The organism is Sporosarcina sp. ACRSL (assembly GCF_022346605.1).
Classification (GTDB): domain Bacteria; phylum Bacillota; class Bacilli; order Bacillales_A; family Planococcaceae; genus Sporosarcina.
Genome location: NZ_JAKRNT010000007.1, coordinates 59,904 through 77,197, shown reverse-complemented (window position 1 = coordinate 77,197; position 17,294 = coordinate 59,904). Strand labels below are relative to the sequence as shown.

The window sequence follows — 17,294 nt, the reverse complement described above, 5'->3', positions numbered from 1 at the left end:
CGAGGGGAAATAATAGTCCCCCTCAATGGTAGTACCCCCTGCATATAATACAAAACAACACCGAGGGGGAGGATGGGATGGAGAAGAAATTTGACCCTAAGAACATACCAAGTGATATATTACAAAAGTCTTATGACTTAACGAAAATGGCAAATAAGGCAATACAACAGTACTCAGAAATCATTGAATTTAAAAAGGCTCTGGATACTAGAACAGAAAAAATTCAAGGGTGGCTCGATTTACAAATTGAGGGAATTACTCAAATATTGACTACCGAATATTTCACGGGAAAAGCGAAAGAGGAATTAATGGAGGCAAAAAGAGTAGCAATCTTGGCGAAAAGAGCACTAGAACAACGGGCTGAGTAAGCCTGTTTTTTTATGTATGAAACCATATTGCTTTTGTCACGTATATTCAACTAGTAGGAAAGACAAATGAAAAGGAGAAAATTTTCTATGGAATATAGTTTTTGGCTCGTCATCATCTTCACGTTGCTCTACGAACCGATTATAGGATACTTCGATTTTCAAAAGTTTAAGGTCGACGTACGAAAAAATCAACATGCCAGGTTGAAGTATTATAAAAATGCCATCATTGGTTTATGGGTTCCGACTGTTTTCATTTTACTCCTCGTTCTGTTTACAGAGCTTACGTTAACAGATATCGGTTTGTCTATTACAAGTATAAATACGGATACGTTAGGGCCAGTGGTTACATATTCTGTGTTTGCAATTGGGCTTTTTTATGTATGTGGAATCTTGTATTATACGATTGGCTATCATGTGAGCGATAAGATCCAAACATCGTTGGCGAAAGCGCAAGAGAAACAATTGGGAGAAAGCAGCTTTTCAGAAATCTTGCCCGTTACGCCCAAAGAGAAAAAAGTATGGAACTATGTTTCGCTAACAGCAGGCGTGACAGAAGAAATCATCTATCGAGGCTTTCTACTGTTTGCACTGTCTTATCTATTTCCTACTTTATCCATTTGGGTGGTCATTATTATTTCTTCCCTACTGTTCGGTCTCGCACATACTTATCAAGGGTTCACAACCGGAGTCGTTCGAACAACTATCTTCGGAATCGTATTTTCAATCCTCTATATTGGAATCGGGTCAATTTTGCCGCTCATCGTCCTTCATTTCTTGGTAGATTATATGGCAAAATTAGGAGAGTCACATGAGCAAGGCTAATGACTAGTAGACTATTTAGCACGTTATTTGCTAAAAAAGGAGCAATTCAAATGCTGACGAGAGAAAAAATCGCCCTCACAATCTTTGCTGCAATTATCGCATTGCCGATTGGTCTGAGTCTGTACGACGTACCCTCGAAAAAAATTCCACATGTGACAATGATTTCTTCCCATGACATTCGAAATGTTAACGCCCTCTACGATTTTAAACAGAAAAGAATCCACGAAATTAAAGTGACTACTTGGTACAATCAAACTTTTAGTATGAAGCGGGATGATTCCGGGATTCACGTTCAAATTCGAAATGAGGAAGATGAGCTTATAACCGAAACGACTTGCGGGGATTTCAGCATTCATTACGTGCCTCAAAGCTGGTCTCCTGATGTAGTGGTATTGCAATATTGCAAACCTGGTAATGAGTCATATAGATTAGGGTCTATTGATTAATCAATTGCCCATTAATCAGGTGCCTGTGCACCACACATTTATGACAATTCACCAAAAATAATATATATGCGCAAAGAGGTCAATCAATTGTTGAATTGGTTGGCTTCTTAATTTATTTTATGCAAATGTAGTGTATAAACTGAATTGTTTGTTGCACAGGCACCGAAACTACTACTCCCCCACAACCCTATCCCCCCCTGCCACGTATACTCACCTAGTAAACACTTGAATTTAATGGTAAAGTGAATTAAATGTTTCGAAAGTTTTCACTTTCCGAGGAGGTCCAGTCGATGAAAAGGTTCGTAAACAACTTGCTCAAAGTGCTTTTCTTCATCGGTTATTTAGCGATTATCCACTTTTTCATTTGGCAACACTTGCCGATAACTACTTCAACTGGCGTATTTGTAGGTACTCTCCTTGCTACTTTAATTTCTTTGGAACTTGCAATTATCACAGTCAATAAATTAGTAGATGCACTGCGGAGGTGAAGAAAGCATGGAAGGAAAGGTCATTTTAAAAAAACGCCATCTTATTATCTTGATACTACTTATGATCATAATTTATTTCGGACCTTCCTTCCTTGGAGGATATTATTTGACGGAGCGTTCTGCAATTAGAAATTCATTTCCGAATGATGGAATTGTAGTCTTAGAAAAGGATGTTAAAAACAAAAAAATAGTTGTTTGGGATACGGGTCAAAATAAATCTATCGAACTTATAGAAAGCAATTTTGGGTTTCTGCACCGCCCTATCTTAGGGAGTGAGATATTCGGTGAAACACCTGATAAAAAGATGAAGACAACTTGGGCAGCAACTCATCATGAAGGAGTATTCTACAATACAATTTTTGCGGCAGAAGCTCTTGACGAAGACATTGTAAAAGTGATTGTTAGCAATGAACCACATGTAAGAGAAATCTATTTATCACTAAAAGAGGTAGAAGAACAATCGACAATATTTGTAGAAATGGTTATTGAAAATGGTGTTGCGATACATTATTCCTTACTTCCTACTGATGAAGTTGGAAACTTCACTTTCCGTGGTGTTGATGCGGAAGGTAATGTTGTAACTATTTTTTAGGCTGGTTGAGGTAAGTTCTTTAGTTCAAATTACAACCAGGCAGGATAGTGTAACTAGTGAACCTAGACTATCATCGAAAGGGGATTATTATGACCAAGAATAAAAAGATTATGGTCTGTGTACTAATTGCATTCATTTTCGGAGTCCCATTCAAATGGTTGCTGTACAAAGGAGAAGAAACGCTATCTATCTTCCAGGTATTTGACTTGGGTATACGAAATATCAACTTTGATTTATCTTTGCTTACATTAAACACCATTATTATCTACATGGTATGGTCTGCGATTTCAAACAGTAAAAACAAGAAAACAGCTTAACTTACGCTACGCGGGACGATCGTTGCAGAGCGTCCTTACATATTAATTATGCTCTACCAACATCCAGTATCTCACTACCAAGGAGCACGATGAAATGTTTAAATCTTTGTTTTTGTTATTTGCAGGAATATTGGTCGCTTTTTTCGTTTTCGGTTTCTTCACGGATAATTATGATTGGGAGTATTTATTTATATTCTCGTTTGGAGTCCTCATAGGATACGTTGTTAAAAAGAAAGAGGTAGACGATTAATTTGTTTTTGTAAGAGATCTCCTAGGAAGGCTCAATGTTCTAATTAAACTAAGGGAACAAGTTGGATCCAGAAGCTATCCTAACAATCAGCGAAGGTTTTTTATATTTAGCTACCATAATTATAGTTATTAATTATGATTTACTTATTAAGTTTCCGGGGCCTTGATCCAGTAAAGGATTAAGGTCCTTTTTTTACTGGACAAGGATACCGGGTTAGGACTTTGTTTATGCTAAGATTTAGGAGGAGTACTTTACATATAGAAGGAGATATCTGAATGTCTGTTAGGAAAAATGAAAAATTTATCATATTAGCTGTGTCATTAGGCGTTATTCTGAATCCATTAAATACGACAATGATTACAGTTGCACTACCAGCAATTCAACAGGACTTCCAGTTGAGCGCATCGAATATTTCATGGTTAATTGCTTCTTATTTCATTATTAGTGCGATTTTCACACCGTTAATTGGGAAGTTGAGTGATATTTATGGAAGGCGATTCATCTTTTTAATTGGTCTTTTATTAGTTGTAGTGTCATCCATTCTTGCACCGTTATCCCCCAATTTGCCAATGTTACTTGTTACCCGGGGGATTCAAGCAATTGGTACGTCGGCACTCTTTCCAGCAGGAGTTGGGATTATACGGAATACCATTCAACATAATCAAAACCGTGTGATTGGGACATTAGCTGTTTTTGCAACGACCTCTGCCGCATTCGGCCCCACCATTGGAGGAATGCTCATCCAGTTCGGTGGCTGGCCGGTTATTTTTTATGTAAACTTGCCGATTCTGGCAATCGGTATTGGATTAACGTTGGTGTTTATCCCAAAAGATCAGAAAAACGCAGCTAGCTCCTATAAGTTAGATGGAGTTGGTATCTTGTTATTTAGTTTATTTATTACGTGTTGGATGATCTTCTTACTTGGACTCGAGCAACGTGTTCAAATCGGAACATTGATTCTTGCGATTGTCCTAACGGTCCTTTTCTACATGTATGAGAAAACAAGAGATGAACCATTTATCAATGTGAACTTCTTTCAAAAAAACTTGAATATCACCGTGATCTTTGCTCAGTACATCTTATCCACCGTCATATTCTTCGCAGTGCTGTTAAGCTTTCCGACATTTATACAAACTGTGTTAGGTGAAAGCTCTCAGATGGCGGGAATCGTAATGCTGTCGCTTTCCATTTTTGCAATGATTATGACACCGATCGCCACTAGATGGATGGAGCGGGCAGGATTTCGAATACCATTGCTGGCTAGTGTACTCGTCGGATTAGTCGGTGTGATTTTGTTATTTACCGTTACGAATCATTCTCCTTTAGTCTGGATTGGATTTGTGCTCGCCGTTACGGGGATTAGTAATGGGATACAGAATATTGGACTTCAAAATTTGTTGTATAAATTTATTAGTGTCGAGGAAAGTGGAATTGCGTCCGGACTTCTCATGACATCGAGGTTTATCGGTAATATTTTGGCTTCCAGTATTTATGGCGTTGCGTTTGCTACAGGAATGAACGTAGGAAATATGAGTACTATGGCGATTGTACTTTTAGTTGTTGCTCTGGTGTTGGTTCCTGGCATGCTCTATGTCACGTTGCATGAGAAGAAGAAATTTGGTTAATTTACTGAGCTGTTAAACAGGTGCCTGTGTACCACACATTTATGACAATTCACCAAAAATTATATATATACGCAAAGAAGTCAATCAAACGTTGATTTGGTTGGCTTCTTTATTTATTTTATGCAATTGTAGTACATAATCTGAATTGTTCGTTGCACAGGCACCAGAACTTTTTACTTCTCTGCGAAAGAGCGTTCAACAAAAACTTACAAAAACTCTAGTTATTCCCCTTTTCTCTCAGTTTTCTATAGATAAGAAGTCTGAAAACTAGTATAATTTACTTACCTGTCTAATTTGAAAATACAGAAAGTATAGGGGTCTTCTTCGAGGACAGGTTGCATAGAATCATAGAAATGAAAATAAGAAAGGAGTAATAGCAAATGAATGGAATCACAATTGTTATTGGGGCTATCTGTATTTTGATGATTGCCTATCGCTTGTACGGCACATTCATGGCTGCAAAAGTATTGAAGCTGGACGATAGTATACCCACCCCCGCCCACACGATGGAAGATGGCAAAGACTATGTTCCTACGAATAAGTGGGTCACGTTTGGGCACCACTTTGCTGCGATTGCTGCGGCTGGTCCGCTCGTGGGGCCGATTTTAGCTGCCCAATTTGGGTATTTGCCCGGCTTGATTTGGTTATTAGTCGGAGCGGTAATTGGTGGAGCGGTCCATGACATGGTCGTCTTGTTCGCTTCGATGAGGCAAAATGGACAATCTTTGTCGGAGATTGCAAAAAAGGAGTTAGGACCGATCGCAGGATTCTGCACAGGTTTAGCTATGTTATTTATTATTACCATCACTATGGCCGGCCTCTCCTTAGTTATTCTGAATGCCTTGAGCAACAACCCTTGGGGGACGTTCTCCGTTGCCGCCACGATTCCGATCGCAATGGCAGTTGGCCTGTATCATAAGAAAACAGGCAACCTGAAGATTGCCACAACGGTTGGTTTAATCCTTATTGCGGCAGCCATTATTGTGGGGCCAAGCATTCAAGGGACAGCGCTCGGAGACTTTTTGACAGTCGATCGAAACACCATTGCTTTAGCTTTGCCAATCTATGCTTTCTTTGCCGCTGCCTTGCCGGTATGGCTATTGCTAGCGCCGCGGGATTACTTAAGTACGTTCTTAAAGATCGGTGTATTTGTAGCTTTAATTATCGGCGTATTTTTTGTCAATCCTACGGTCCAGTTCCCGGCCTTCACAGAATTCATTAACGGCGGAGGGCCGATCATTGCTGGTCCTGTATGGCCATTCGTTTCCATTACGATTGCCTGTGGAGCCATTTCAGGATTCCACGCCTTCATTGGTTCCGGAACGACCCCTAAAATGATCAACCGCTGGAGTGATATTAAAGGGGTTGCGTTTGGTGCGATGCTCGTTGAATGTTTAGTCGCCATCATGGCTTTGATCGCAGCCGTATCATTAATGCCTGGCGATTACTTCGCGATTAACTCGACCCCGGAAAAATACGCAACATTAGGGATGGAAACTGTCCATCTGGATCGCTTGAGCGATGAAGTCGGAATGGACTTGGAAGGCCGTACAGGCGGAGCGATTTCGTTAGCTGTCGGTATGACGTATATTTTCACGGAAATTCCGATCTTTAAACATTTGGCGACCTACTTCTTCCAATTTGTGATTCTTTTTGAAGCCATATTTATATTAACCGCAATTGATGCGGGGACACGGGTTGCACGTTACTTGATACAGGACTTCATCGGAAGCTTCATCAAGCCGTTGAAGGACTTAAACTCGACACCTGCCAATATCACAGCAAGTTTGTTGGCTTGTTTCATGTGGGGCTACTTGTTATACACCGGCGACATCAGTTCGGTTTGGGCCCTCTTCGGCGTATCCAACCAATTGATGGCTTCCATCGGATTGATCATCGGTGCAACGGTTATCTTGAAAATCGCGGATAAACGCATCTATGTATTAACGTGCATCATTCCGCTCGCCTACCTTTACGTAACCGTCAACTATGCGGGCTACTGGATGGTGACAAACGTTTATTTAAATTCGAGCAGTGCTGGCTACAACGTACTCAACGGAATCTTGTCCATCATCATGCTAATTTTAGGCGTTGTCATTGTCGTCACAACCGCTATGAAATGGAGCAAACTGCTGAAATACCCACAAAATGTGCTAACAGAACGTGTCCGAGCAGGCACACTCTAATTAGCAGGTTGAATTCGTTTGATATAGTATATGAAAGCAAAGGAAGGCTGTCATGCTTATGTATGACGGCTTTCCTTTTTTTAATTGCCCGTGCGCGGCAGTTACAACAGTTGCCATGTTGTATATGATGAAGAACACAGGAATTCCTGTACTTACTTTTCCATCCTAACTTGGTTTACATTGCTCGCTTCTTATCATTTGCTGATTTTTCACTTATCCTCAGAAACTATCTTAATTGGCTAACAATACCACTAAACGAATTTGGCTAAATGACCCCACATCAAAAGAATGTGTGGTAAGGTGTTATCTGCCATTCATTTTAGTAATGAGGAAATAGAGGCATATTCTTTCCTTTTAAGGAGAGAGAACTATTAAGGAGGAATTCAACATGATTGAAAATTTCGAAGTAAAACCAATATTTGTTGACCAACCACATGAAAGGCATCAATTTAAATTATCTATTCAAGGCATTGACTATCAAGGACTTTTCCACGAATGCGAGATTCAATGGTTTAATCCGCAGCCTGAGAGGAAGTTTGAGGAAAATCACCTTGAATCTATAGAATCTCAAGTACATGAGTTAATGCAAAACCACTTAAACCAATAATATTTTTACTAGGTAAACGTCTTTTGATTTCTATTATATATCGTAGCCAATACGACCAAACTTATTATGAATCAACTAGTCGAAGAGCAAAACCCCTCCAAGCCTTTTCACGGCTCTGAAGGGGTTCTGTTCGTTCTTCGTCATTATGTGAGATCATCGCTACCCGTCCATCTACTGGGGAACTATCGCGTGTTCATTTGAAGCGAATTCTGCAAGCGAATCAGTTCATTTTGTATACTCGGGAACGATTCGATGTCAGGAACGTTTTTAATCGACGGTGACTGTTGTCGTCCGGCGGCAATTGCCATCGTTTCACAAACGTAAAGCAGTTGGGCAAGCTGTTCCTCTGAAAGAACTGGGCGCTTTTCGACTTTCGCGCAATTTCTTAATAAATACCCTAATCGCTCGATCGAAAAGAGGACTGGCCAATACTCGTTCACCGCCTTTTGATTGACCGGAATCTCCCCTGCCGCTGTCGTATACAGTGTTTGTAAGTTCGTCATATTGATTTGCATTTTTTTGCTTTCCTTGCTTTCCTCGACATTCCCTCTTGCTCCGTGCTCTGAAAATAGCAGTAATAAAAACTGGCCTTGGCTTCGGATTGTTTTCGTTATTAAACGAGGCAAGCGGCTCGATGCAGACCTCCTCCCTACAAGCCATACGCCAAGTAACCCAATGGCACTCCCGATGAGCACGTCGATGATTCTCGCTGAAGCAACAGAAGAAAAACTGAAGCTTCCATGACTTGTGCTTTCAGCCATCAGTAACGCGCTCGGTGTGAAGAACAGAGCCGCTAATCCGTAATTTTTCACAATGAACAGCTCTGTAATGAACGTCAACACGAGAATGAATAGAGCGATGATGTATCCCGATGGCTGTATCGATAGAAGGATGCTGGCAATGAGAATACCAACAATCGTACCAAGTCCTCTTTGAATCGCGCGATGAAAAGTCGCAACAATCGTTGCTCCTGACAAAACGGCAACACAAGATAGCGGCACCCAATAGGACCGCTCCAAATTAAATTCATAAGCGATAATTGCTGCGATAGTTGTAATGACACCGAATCGTACTGCAGAGATGAAGACAATTGAATTTTTATCAAATGCTTCCGCAAAGATCATCCGAATGGACGGTTTGGAAAAGTGGATCTCTTTCGTAATGGATGTCGTTTGTTCATTCATGATCGCGTACGCATCTTTTATCTTCATGAATAAGTCGGCGACCTTTTCATCCATTTCATCTGGTTGAGGAATTTCTTTACGAATTTGTTTATCCTTTTGATCCAATGAATTTGCCAGTTCCCGAATCGCTTTCCCTAGTTCCGGGGGAAGTTTTGAATGATCTTCTGTAAAGTTTTCGAGTAGATACAAAAATATCTTGTTGGCATGATCATTACAAACGTACAGCCGATTAAACACATCTGTTTTTCTCCAAGGAATATAGGCTGCAGCAAGTGTACCCTCTGCTTCTTTTAGTACGGACATGACTCGACTCTTCGCCTCATGAAATTTATCTGTACCAACGGCATCCACAAATGCGGCGAGCTCCCCATATACTCGTTTCACTACATTTGTCTCTGGACCATGAGGATTAAAAAACCAACTGCTCATTGCTAGGATATACGAAAATGCCGCACCTAAAAAAACGAGGCCCGCCCGTACTGGCGCAAGTTCTGGGTTGACTGGCATGCCTGTTGTCAGCGCAAAGACGAGGACAAAAAAGATAGTAGATGGCCCAGCAATTCGTAATGCACCAAAAATAAAAACAGCTGTCGCTCCGATTGCCCCCATCAAAATAGCTGCTGCGAGCGGGTATGGTGCAGCCAATGTTCCAAGTGCGGAAGCCAACGTGGTCCCAATGACAACAAAAAATAGTTTTTTAGCATTTTGAGCATGCGGGATATTGAAAAAGTAGAGGAATGTGAATCCACCCATCCCCGCAATCAACCCATACTCTAAATTGCCAAACAATAATCCGATCAGGACTGGCAGCGATGCAGCGACCCCAGCAAAAAAAGCTTTCACCCAAGGAAAAGGCCTTCTATTCACGCTCATTGCCTGTTTCAAAAGAGATGGGGTTTTATTTATGTCTTTCATACGATGGCTCCTTTTCGATATGGCAACCGATGAACAGCTGTTTATTACTATTAAATATCGTAACCAATACACAGCCGACTTATAATGGATTCCTTACACATAAAACCCCTTCAAAGCCTTTTTATGGCTTTAAAGGGGTTCTGTTTAAACACCTATTCATCCTCCAATTCCGCATACCACTTCTCTTTCCACGCGTTCACCTTCGCGTCGATTTCATCTCTCGCCTGTTTCGCTTCTTCACTCTTCTGTTCTTTTAACTCATTGAAATGTGCTGATCTTAGCGCTCCCATTTCTTTCGCAAGATCAATGACCTCGTATGCCCTTTTATCGTCAAGGATCTTCTTGTTTTTCAACTCATACGCAGCATTGCTGATCCGGGTTGTCTCTCGGTCCGAAAGGTTTTTGAGCGGGTCATGGATGGCAATCAACGCCTCCTGTTGATGAACCAAATCATGCAACTGGACGCCTTGTTGGCTCATCACTTGCATCATGCTCGGCTTCCATTTCTTAATGAGAACTCCTTCAAATTCTGATGGGTTTCGCACTGTCGCATATTCACCGCCGCCTGCTTCCGCCACTGTTTTCAACTGATTTTGCCCCTCATCATCGACGTCGAAGCCGATAATATTCACCCTCGCTTCGATCTCGCTGTCATGCAGTTTTTTCGCAGCCGCAACCGGATTTCCATCACACGTCTCAACGCCATCACTAACGATGTAAACAATATTCCTGAATTGCTCTTTATCATAAGAAGAAAGATACTCATGCGCCATTTCCATCGCACCGGCTAGCGGCGTCCATCCACTCGCCTGGAAGGAATCCATCGCTTTTCGGAATGAATCTGCGTTGTACGCACCAAGCGGGTAAAGCTCCTCGATCGAACTACAAGAAAGCTGTTTATCTGCCGCTGTCCCTGCACCTTTATGGCCGTACGCAAATAACGAGACATTGACATCGTCCGGCAATTGTTTAGTGAAATCCTCGATTGCCTGCTTCGCAAGAGCCATACGCGATTCGCCGCCAATTTCCGCCTTCATGCTTCCGCTAGCGTCCATCAAGATGACGACATTCGTCTTTTGTCGCTTCGCAATCTCAATTTCATCCTCGCCTTCCGGCAACTCAGGCATGACATACCCATGCGCATAGGACGTTAACTGGTCATAGAATGTTGAATATTGCCCCGAACCTAATTGGTACACAAGATAGTCATAGATCTCGTCCACACTCAAATCCGGATGTTCCTCGAAATAGGTAGCCAACTCTTTTTCCATGATCCCTTTAAACGTATCTTCATAGAATCGATGGTAAGTAACCCAATTCACAGTCCTCGCCGCTTCCACGTCGGGATTCATATGAGCTCCCACCAACTTACCAGCAGGCTGGGTTAGCATCTCCTCCACTGTACGAGCCGCTTTCGGAATTTGCTCATCAGCAACAGCGACTGTCTTTGGCTTTTCTTCCGAACTTGAGCTTTCCTCCGGCTTCACTTCCGGCTCCGGCTTATCAGAACACGCCGCAAGCATAAAGCAGCCAATCAGCGCAAGCGCAAATTTATAGTTTTTGAGCTTCATATCACACACTCCCTTTAATTGACCTATCTGTTATACGGATATGAGCGACAAGCGTTTCCGTGTGTAAACACCTATATTTTTCAAATAGGTAAATAGACATGAACGTTAAACCAGATAAATACGTGGTAGTTGGTGGTAAATAGCAAATAAAAATGCTCAGAGAAATCCGAGCATTTTCCGAAGTATATTTACAAGCCTTATTTTACTAAAGCACCCTTTAGTTGAAGAGAGAAAATCAGAGTACCATTGTTTTCTTGTCTATTTTCAACTGATTCACTATGGAAGAAATTAACGTATCCAAAGGGTTAATTATAGACTTTGATGTCATATATTCAACTTCCTGGGCTGCATCGACCATAGATAATTGAGCAACGGAGATAATTTTATTTTCTTCTATAATTGTATTCAGGCATTTAAATAATTCTTGGTTATATTCGTGTTTTAGACCTTGCATTATCAATTCAAAAGTATTGTTAATAACAATTACCTCTATATCTATGGATTTTTGATGATTATAAGCATATTGGTTAAGACGCTCCATTGTCCCGTCAACAGTTGAAGGATTTGTAAATAGGATTTTTTGAGGTTGCTGTATATTACAAATGAATTCAAAGTAGGGTTCATCAATTTTTATGATTGGCACTGATATTGAGAGTTGTTCTTCCTGCAAAATTGCAATATAGTTTGTGCAAGTAATTAGAATGGCATCAACATTACATTGGGCAATCCATTCTACTTGGTCTTTTACTTTGTTTTGAGCATCTACTGCTTTAAAATTCTCATCTGATGTAACTCTATACATTAATGCGGGGTCAACAAAATGTATTAATTCAATGTCATATGCGGAAAGTGCTTTTTCAATATAATCAATATTTGAATAATGAGCGTGTAGGCATCCTAATCTTTTTTTCAATTGAAATCCCACCTCTAAAAAGTTTCTTATTTTCTATCATATGAAAAGAAGATAAAATCTCCGTTGGCTGCTTTCACTAACCTGCCGCGTTAGTTCAATAAGAAAAAAGGCTTTACTCCTTCTTGAAGTAAAGCACCCTTTAGTTCAAAATGATGCATTAATATGTTTGGCGATTACTTTATCCGTTTAAAGAAGCTGCATCTTTTTTAAAGTAATTCTTTCTTTTTACAGCTGTTACAGCTTTTAATGCCATTATCCCTAATAAGAAGTAGGCAAATGAACCAATTAGCCCCACAGGACGGATTGAGGTTAATTCAGCCGCTACACCTATTAAAACCGTTAAAGCAATAATAAAACCTGCTTCAATAACACTGAAAATGCTTCCAAACCTCCCCATCATGCTTACGGGAACATGATTTTGATAGAAAGTTAAATATCCTGTATTTGCAAACGTTACAGTAAACCCAATTAAAAAGACTCCAATCGCTGCACTAAAAAAGCCATTCGAACTATAAAGTACTATATAACCAATTGCAGTAGAAATGGTACCAAAACCTATTAAAAGATTAACTGCAAGCTGTTTTGAAAACGCAGAATTAATAATTGATCCTATTATAATTCCTGCTCCAAAGACACTTAATAAAAACCCATAATTGGTGTCTGATATTGAAAGTACTCCTTTAGCAAAAGCTGCTTCGAGAGAATCTAATGCAGTCATGAATATAGTAGTACCGCTAAATAATAAATATATCTTTGCGACATAGGTATAGTCCTTACTGAACTTAAGAACAACCCTAAAATCATTTTTTATCATACCCCAAGTAAATCTTTGCCCCTCTGTCTCTTTCAACCTTGAATCAACATTAGGTAGCATCATAATAATAAGTGCTGAAATAAATAAAGCCACTGCATTCACATGGATTGCAGTATATGGGGTACCCAACCAAAATAAAACCCCAGCGACAGCAGGACCTATTATTGAACCACAAGAGTTGATAAAACTACGCAATGCATTAAAACGTTGTCTATCTTTTACAGGTATTAATTTAGTCATATAAACCATAGATGTAGGTTGAAAGATAGCACTTCCCATATTAATGATAAACGCTAGTATATAAACATAAATAAGTGAAGGTAAAAATGGAATTAACGCAATACATAGTGCACGGAAAACGTCTAATCCCATCATAAGTCGCCGTGTATTTACCCGATCAATTAAACTGCCTGCCCAAGCATTCGAGCCTATGGTTGCAATTGGACCTAATATATATAATAAAGCAATTGCAAGTGGAGAACCTGTTTCATTCAATATGATTAAATTTAGTGCGATTAGGTAAACCCAACCACCCACATTTGAGATACCTATTCCACCTAATAGCAGTACAGGATACTTCCATCTGGACATCGTCACCACTCCTAGCTTTTATTTTTTGTAACACAAAATAAAAAAAACTCACCCCCAAGATATTTATCTTGGGGGCGAGTCAAGTCGCGGTGCCACCCCAGTTCACCTCTACATTGCTGCAGAAGCCTAATCGAGTACGGCTTTGTGAATAAATCACCTACGATACTCTTTCTCGATAACGTGAGAGTACGTTGCATCATCATTGTTTCAAACAAATCCAATGCACAGCTCCAAGCCTTGTTTCAACACATTTCATATCCCTCTTTTTCAGCTACCAGAGGTCTCTGTAGATAGTACGTGTGTTTACTCTTCTTTTCATAGCCTTATATATTGATTTCTGTAGATTCTATATTATCTTGAACTAAAATTCAAATTATTTCTATTACAGACATAGAATTATTTACCTCATGTCTACCACGGCTATTCAACTAAACTGCCGCGTTAGTTGAATAAGAAAAAAAGCCGTCTAAGCAGCTCCGATCTTTAAGTAAAGCACCCGTTAGTTGAAGAAGGAAAGTGATGCTTACACTACAATCAATCCCGATTGTTGAACATAAGTTATACAACACTCTTATCCATTTTAATTAGATAGGATGGAGGCAACATCCTTTATAGCCTTTCTGGCAGCTGAGCTAATACCTGCAAGCTGAAAGAATCCGTGGTTAACCCCAAGGTAGCGTCGGCACTGTACTTCTACACCTAACTCTAATAAACGTCGGAATAGTGATTCACCTTCGTCAACCAGAGCATCAAATTCTGCAGTTATAATATGGGTTTCCGGAAGGCCAGCGAGATCTTCCCTGAATAAAGGACTCGCTTCTGGATGATCGGGAGCTACATTTGATAAATATGCCTCGAAGCCACTTAGGAGCGCATCCCTGGTAATAATATAATCATCACCTAATGTCTTATAACTATTACTTGAAGCAGTCGCATCCAGCATTGGATAAATGAGAACTTGTCGCTTAGGCATCCATTGCCTTTGGGTTTTGAGTCGTAGGCATGTCACTAAAGCAAGATGTCCTCCTGCGCTGTCGCCCGCAACTGTAATATCGTCCGGATTTCCACCCCACAATTTGGCATGCCCGCGGACGATATGTATGGCTTTGAATGCATCATCATGTGCCGCGGGATAAACATGTTCAGGGGCTAATCGGTAGTCAACGGCAACTACTAAACAGTCCCCTAAATTCGCCAACATTCTCAATTGGCGATCATGTGTATCGAAATCACCACTTACAAAACAGCCTCCATGATAATAGATCAAAACAGGAAGGTTGCTTTGATTCGACGATCTGTAAATACGGAGTGGTAATCCCTCAATCGTTTGGTCGAAAATATCCCATACTGGAACAATTTCGCCAGCAAGGTCGATTGTGTTCAAATATCCCTGTCGACGCTCCTGAATGCTTTGCTGCCTTGCTGATGGACGCCCAGCGTCTATGAACTGTGCAACCAATTTTCGTATACCTGGTTCCAGATTGATTAAATGTGTCATCCGTGATTCTCCTTCGTATAATTAGATAACCTTCTTTCACTAACCTGCCGCGTTAGTTCAAAAACTTTACTCCTTCCTAAAGTAAAGCACCCGTTAGTTCAATAAAAATTTATAATCATGGAAGAATATCAGACAAATCGATAAATTCTAGTTCAGTTTCTGCTTCTGCTTTCGAACGATAAACTGTAATTTTATCATAGGGTTTCATGTTGTCTTGCCATGTTCCTATATTACTCAGAAAATCTTCTACGTTTTCAGAAATTATAAAGCACTCTAAATCCCTATTGATATAACAAATTGGTGCGTCACTTTCCGAATCACACTGTTGATAAACGATTCCGACAAATCCTCCTTTACTATCTTTTGCCATAATTTCTACATGTGGAACCGTAAAAAACTCTAAATGTGGAATATCATCGTCAAAGATAACTTGAATATCATAATCGTTAGCGTATGTTTGATACTCTTCATTTCTATCATGAACATCCACTGAATTAATGGTTGTTCCTGCTGATATAATCTCAGTATCTTCTAAATCAACAACTATGGCTCCAGAGAATGCTGTTCTATCTAGATAAATTTTTCGCATATAAACCCCCGTTTAATCTATTTTAAAATAAATGCTCATTACTTTTGTGATTTCTTATTGAACTAACCTGCAACGTTAGTTTAATAAGAAAAAGGACGCTTATTAAACAATCGCGCCCAAACCACTTTATTCTTTTTTACCATCATTTTTCTTTTGCATTCCTGAAATTGCACTTACAATGCCAATTATTGCACCGGAGAAGATTATGGACATCGCTGCAACATTCATTTTTCTCCTATCCTTCACTTATTTTCTTAACTTGTTCAGCTAAATGGCCCCGTTAGATCGACAAGGTATTCATGCACATAACGATTCGAATGCGTCCTTACACCAAAATAAATCATCCTTCTGTAGGTGTAAATTCTATAGTATTTGCCGTTCTAATCGATGCTTCTTCATTTAATAATTTCCCCACAACAAATAGCGCCATATTAATACCTGCTGAAATTCCAGCGGACGTTACAACATTCCCTTGATCAACGTATTTTACTCCTCTAATAACTTCTACTTTTGTATAATTCCTTTCCAGATAATCTAAAGCCGCTATATTTGTTGTTGCCTGTTTACCATCCAACAGTCCAGCTTCTGCCAAAAATATGGAACCAGTGCACACAGAGGTAATCAATTTATCCTTTCCTTGATTTGCAATCCAATTAATTATTTTTTGATTTTTGCTTACTGCTTTTATTGCTTTATATGGACCTCCGGGGACTACAACCAAATCAAAGGGGGGAGCATTATTAAAACTGAAATCAGGTTGAACAATTAAACCGTTATGCACTTTTATTGAACTACCGTCTTCTGAAACTGTACTGACATTAAAAGGTTTTTCTTGAATTTCTAATTTGTTCATAAATAATTTGTTTACATCACTATCTTTGTAAGTTGTTAAGTTGAAAACTTCATAAGGACCTGCAAAGTCAAGTGCATCCACATCATCAAATAACAGTATTCCTACATTAATTTGATTCATAAAAAAACCCCCTTTTACACATATCATATACATGCACGGGGTATATGTAAAGATAGTCCTATAAAGAATTAAAAATATTCTGTATCTAACTAAATCTTATGAGCTGTACCAACCTATTATTTTAATAACACTTAGCTTCATAGCATGGTCCGGGTTCGTCAGAAAAAGCCAACAGTTCGTTGAATGAACTTGTATTTATCAAGGTTGTTAAAAACCTAATCCCCTCCATTTTCCTTTTCTTCTAATTCAACTAAACTGCACCGTTAGTTCAATAAGAGAAAAGAGCAGTGCCAAGCAGCTCAATGCTCAATGATCTTCGACTAAAGCACCCGTTAGTTTAAGTACATTTTTTTCACAATCTTAAAGGCTGTAAAGGCATCAATCCTTTTTTGAATCGACGCCCCCGTTTGTTTAAGTAGATTACTTCACAATTTTTTGGGGTCTGATAATCCATTAGTAATCCACGCTATTACTGTCCCTACTATGGCAGCTCCAAAAATTTCAAGTATTAAATCCTTACTTTATCCTTGATTTTTTCCTTTGGT

Annotated in this window: 17 protein-coding genes and 1 other annotated feature; of the genes, 10 read left to right on the top strand and 7 right to left on the bottom strand. The window is 39.7% G+C overall.

Features of this window, described 5'->3' with window-relative positions; all coding sequences use genetic code 11:
* Positions 1–77 precede the first annotated feature (77 nt).
* The 10 genes from MHZ92_RS11535 to MHZ92_RS11490 all read left to right on the top strand — a co-directional run bounded on the left by MHZ92_RS11535 (position 78) and on the right by MHZ92_RS11490 (position 7,701).
* Complete coding sequence (locus tag MHZ92_RS11535; RefSeq protein WP_239431850.1) at positions 78–368, top strand: hypothetical protein; 291 nt, start codon at positions 78–80, stop codon at positions 366–368.
* Between the two features lie 87 nt (positions 369–455).
* Positions 456–1,190 carry a CPBP family intramembrane glutamic endopeptidase gene (locus MHZ92_RS11530; RefSeq protein WP_239431849.1) on the top strand — a complete coding sequence of 245 codons (735 nt, stop codon included), beginning with the start codon at positions 456–458 and terminating at the stop codon, positions 1,188–1,190.
* A 50-nt stretch (positions 1,191–1,240) separates the two neighbouring features.
* Positions 1,241–1,636, top strand: a complete 396-nt coding sequence (locus MHZ92_RS11525) for a hypothetical protein (protein WP_239431848.1) — start codon at positions 1,241–1,243, stop codon at positions 1,634–1,636.
* Positions 1,637–1,926: 290 nt separating this feature from the next.
* Positions 1,927–2,124, top strand: a complete 198-nt coding sequence (locus MHZ92_RS11520; RefSeq protein ID WP_239431847.1) for a hypothetical protein — start codon at positions 1,927–1,929, stop codon at positions 2,122–2,124.
* Between the two features lie 7 nt (positions 2,125–2,131).
* On the top strand, positions 2,132–2,716 hold the full coding sequence (locus MHZ92_RS11515; RefSeq protein WP_239431846.1) for a hypothetical protein: 585 nt from the start codon (positions 2,132–2,134) through the stop codon (positions 2,714–2,716).
* A gap of 89 nt (positions 2,717–2,805) precedes the next feature.
* Positions 2,806–3,033: a hypothetical protein gene (locus tag MHZ92_RS11510; protein WP_239431845.1), complete on the top strand. Its 228-nt coding sequence runs from the start codon at positions 2,806–2,808 to the stop codon at positions 3,031–3,033.
* 94 nt (positions 3,034–3,127) lie between these two features.
* Entirely contained in the window at positions 3,128–3,283 is a 156-nt protein-coding gene (locus MHZ92_RS11505; RefSeq protein ID WP_239431844.1) for a tRNA U-34 5-methylaminomethyl-2-thiouridine biosynthesis protein, read from the top strand.
* A gap of 275 nt (positions 3,284–3,558) precedes the next feature.
* Positions 3,559–4,908, top strand: a complete 1,350-nt coding sequence (locus MHZ92_RS11500) for an MFS transporter (RefSeq protein WP_239431843.1) — start codon at positions 3,559–3,561, stop codon at positions 4,906–4,908.
* 380 nt (positions 4,909–5,288) lie between these two features.
* Positions 5,289–7,094, top strand: a complete 1,806-nt coding sequence (locus MHZ92_RS11495) for a carbon starvation CstA family protein (RefSeq protein WP_239431842.1) — start codon at positions 5,289–5,291, stop codon at positions 7,092–7,094.
* 388 nt (positions 7,095–7,482) lie between these two features.
* Complete coding sequence (locus MHZ92_RS11490) at positions 7,483–7,701, top strand: DUF5342 family protein (RefSeq protein WP_239431841.1); 219 nt, start codon at positions 7,483–7,485, stop codon at positions 7,699–7,701.
* Positions 7,702–7,883: 182 nt separating this feature from the next.
* Here MHZ92_RS11490 and MHZ92_RS11485 read toward each other — a convergent pair whose 3' ends face one another.
* The 7 genes from MHZ92_RS11485 to MHZ92_RS11455 all read right to left on the bottom strand — a co-directional run bounded on the left by MHZ92_RS11485 (position 7,884) and on the right by MHZ92_RS11455 (position 16,749).
* On the bottom strand, positions 7,884–9,800 hold the full coding sequence (locus MHZ92_RS11485; protein ID WP_239431840.1) for an FUSC family protein: 1,917 nt from the start codon (positions 9,798–9,800) through the stop codon (positions 7,884–7,886).
* A gap of 152 nt (positions 9,801–9,952) precedes the next feature.
* Positions 9,953–11,371 (bottom strand): vWA domain-containing protein, encoded by a 1,419-nt coding sequence (locus tag MHZ92_RS11480; RefSeq protein WP_239431839.1) that lies wholly within the window; start codon positions 11,369–11,371, stop codon positions 9,953–9,955.
* A 235-nt stretch (positions 11,372–11,606) separates the two neighbouring features.
* The gene (locus MHZ92_RS11475; protein WP_239431838.1) at positions 11,607–12,284 is read right to left on the bottom strand and encodes a hypothetical protein; all 678 of its coding nucleotides are present in this window, start codon (positions 12,282–12,284) and stop codon (positions 11,607–11,609) included.
* A 178-nt stretch (positions 12,285–12,462) separates the two neighbouring features.
* Positions 12,463–13,689: an MFS transporter gene (locus MHZ92_RS11470; RefSeq protein WP_239431837.1), complete on the bottom strand. Its 1,227-nt coding sequence runs from the start codon at positions 13,687–13,689 to the stop codon at positions 12,463–12,465.
* Positions 13,690–13,756: 67 nt separating this feature from the next.
* Positions 13,757–14,017: a binding site (T-box leader), on the bottom strand.
* 252 nt (positions 14,018–14,269) lie between these two features.
* Positions 14,270–15,187: an alpha/beta hydrolase gene (locus MHZ92_RS11465; protein ID WP_239431836.1), complete on the bottom strand. Its 918-nt coding sequence runs from the start codon at positions 15,185–15,187 to the stop codon at positions 14,270–14,272.
* Between the two features lie 115 nt (positions 15,188–15,302).
* Entirely contained in the window at positions 15,303–15,776 is a 474-nt protein-coding gene (locus MHZ92_RS11460) for a hypothetical protein (RefSeq protein ID WP_239431835.1), read from the bottom strand.
* 340 nt (positions 15,777–16,116) lie between these two features.
* On the bottom strand, positions 16,117–16,749 hold the full coding sequence (locus MHZ92_RS11455) for a DJ-1/PfpI family protein (RefSeq protein WP_239431834.1): 633 nt from the start codon (positions 16,747–16,749) through the stop codon (positions 16,117–16,119).
* Positions 16,750–17,294 lie beyond the last annotated feature (545 nt).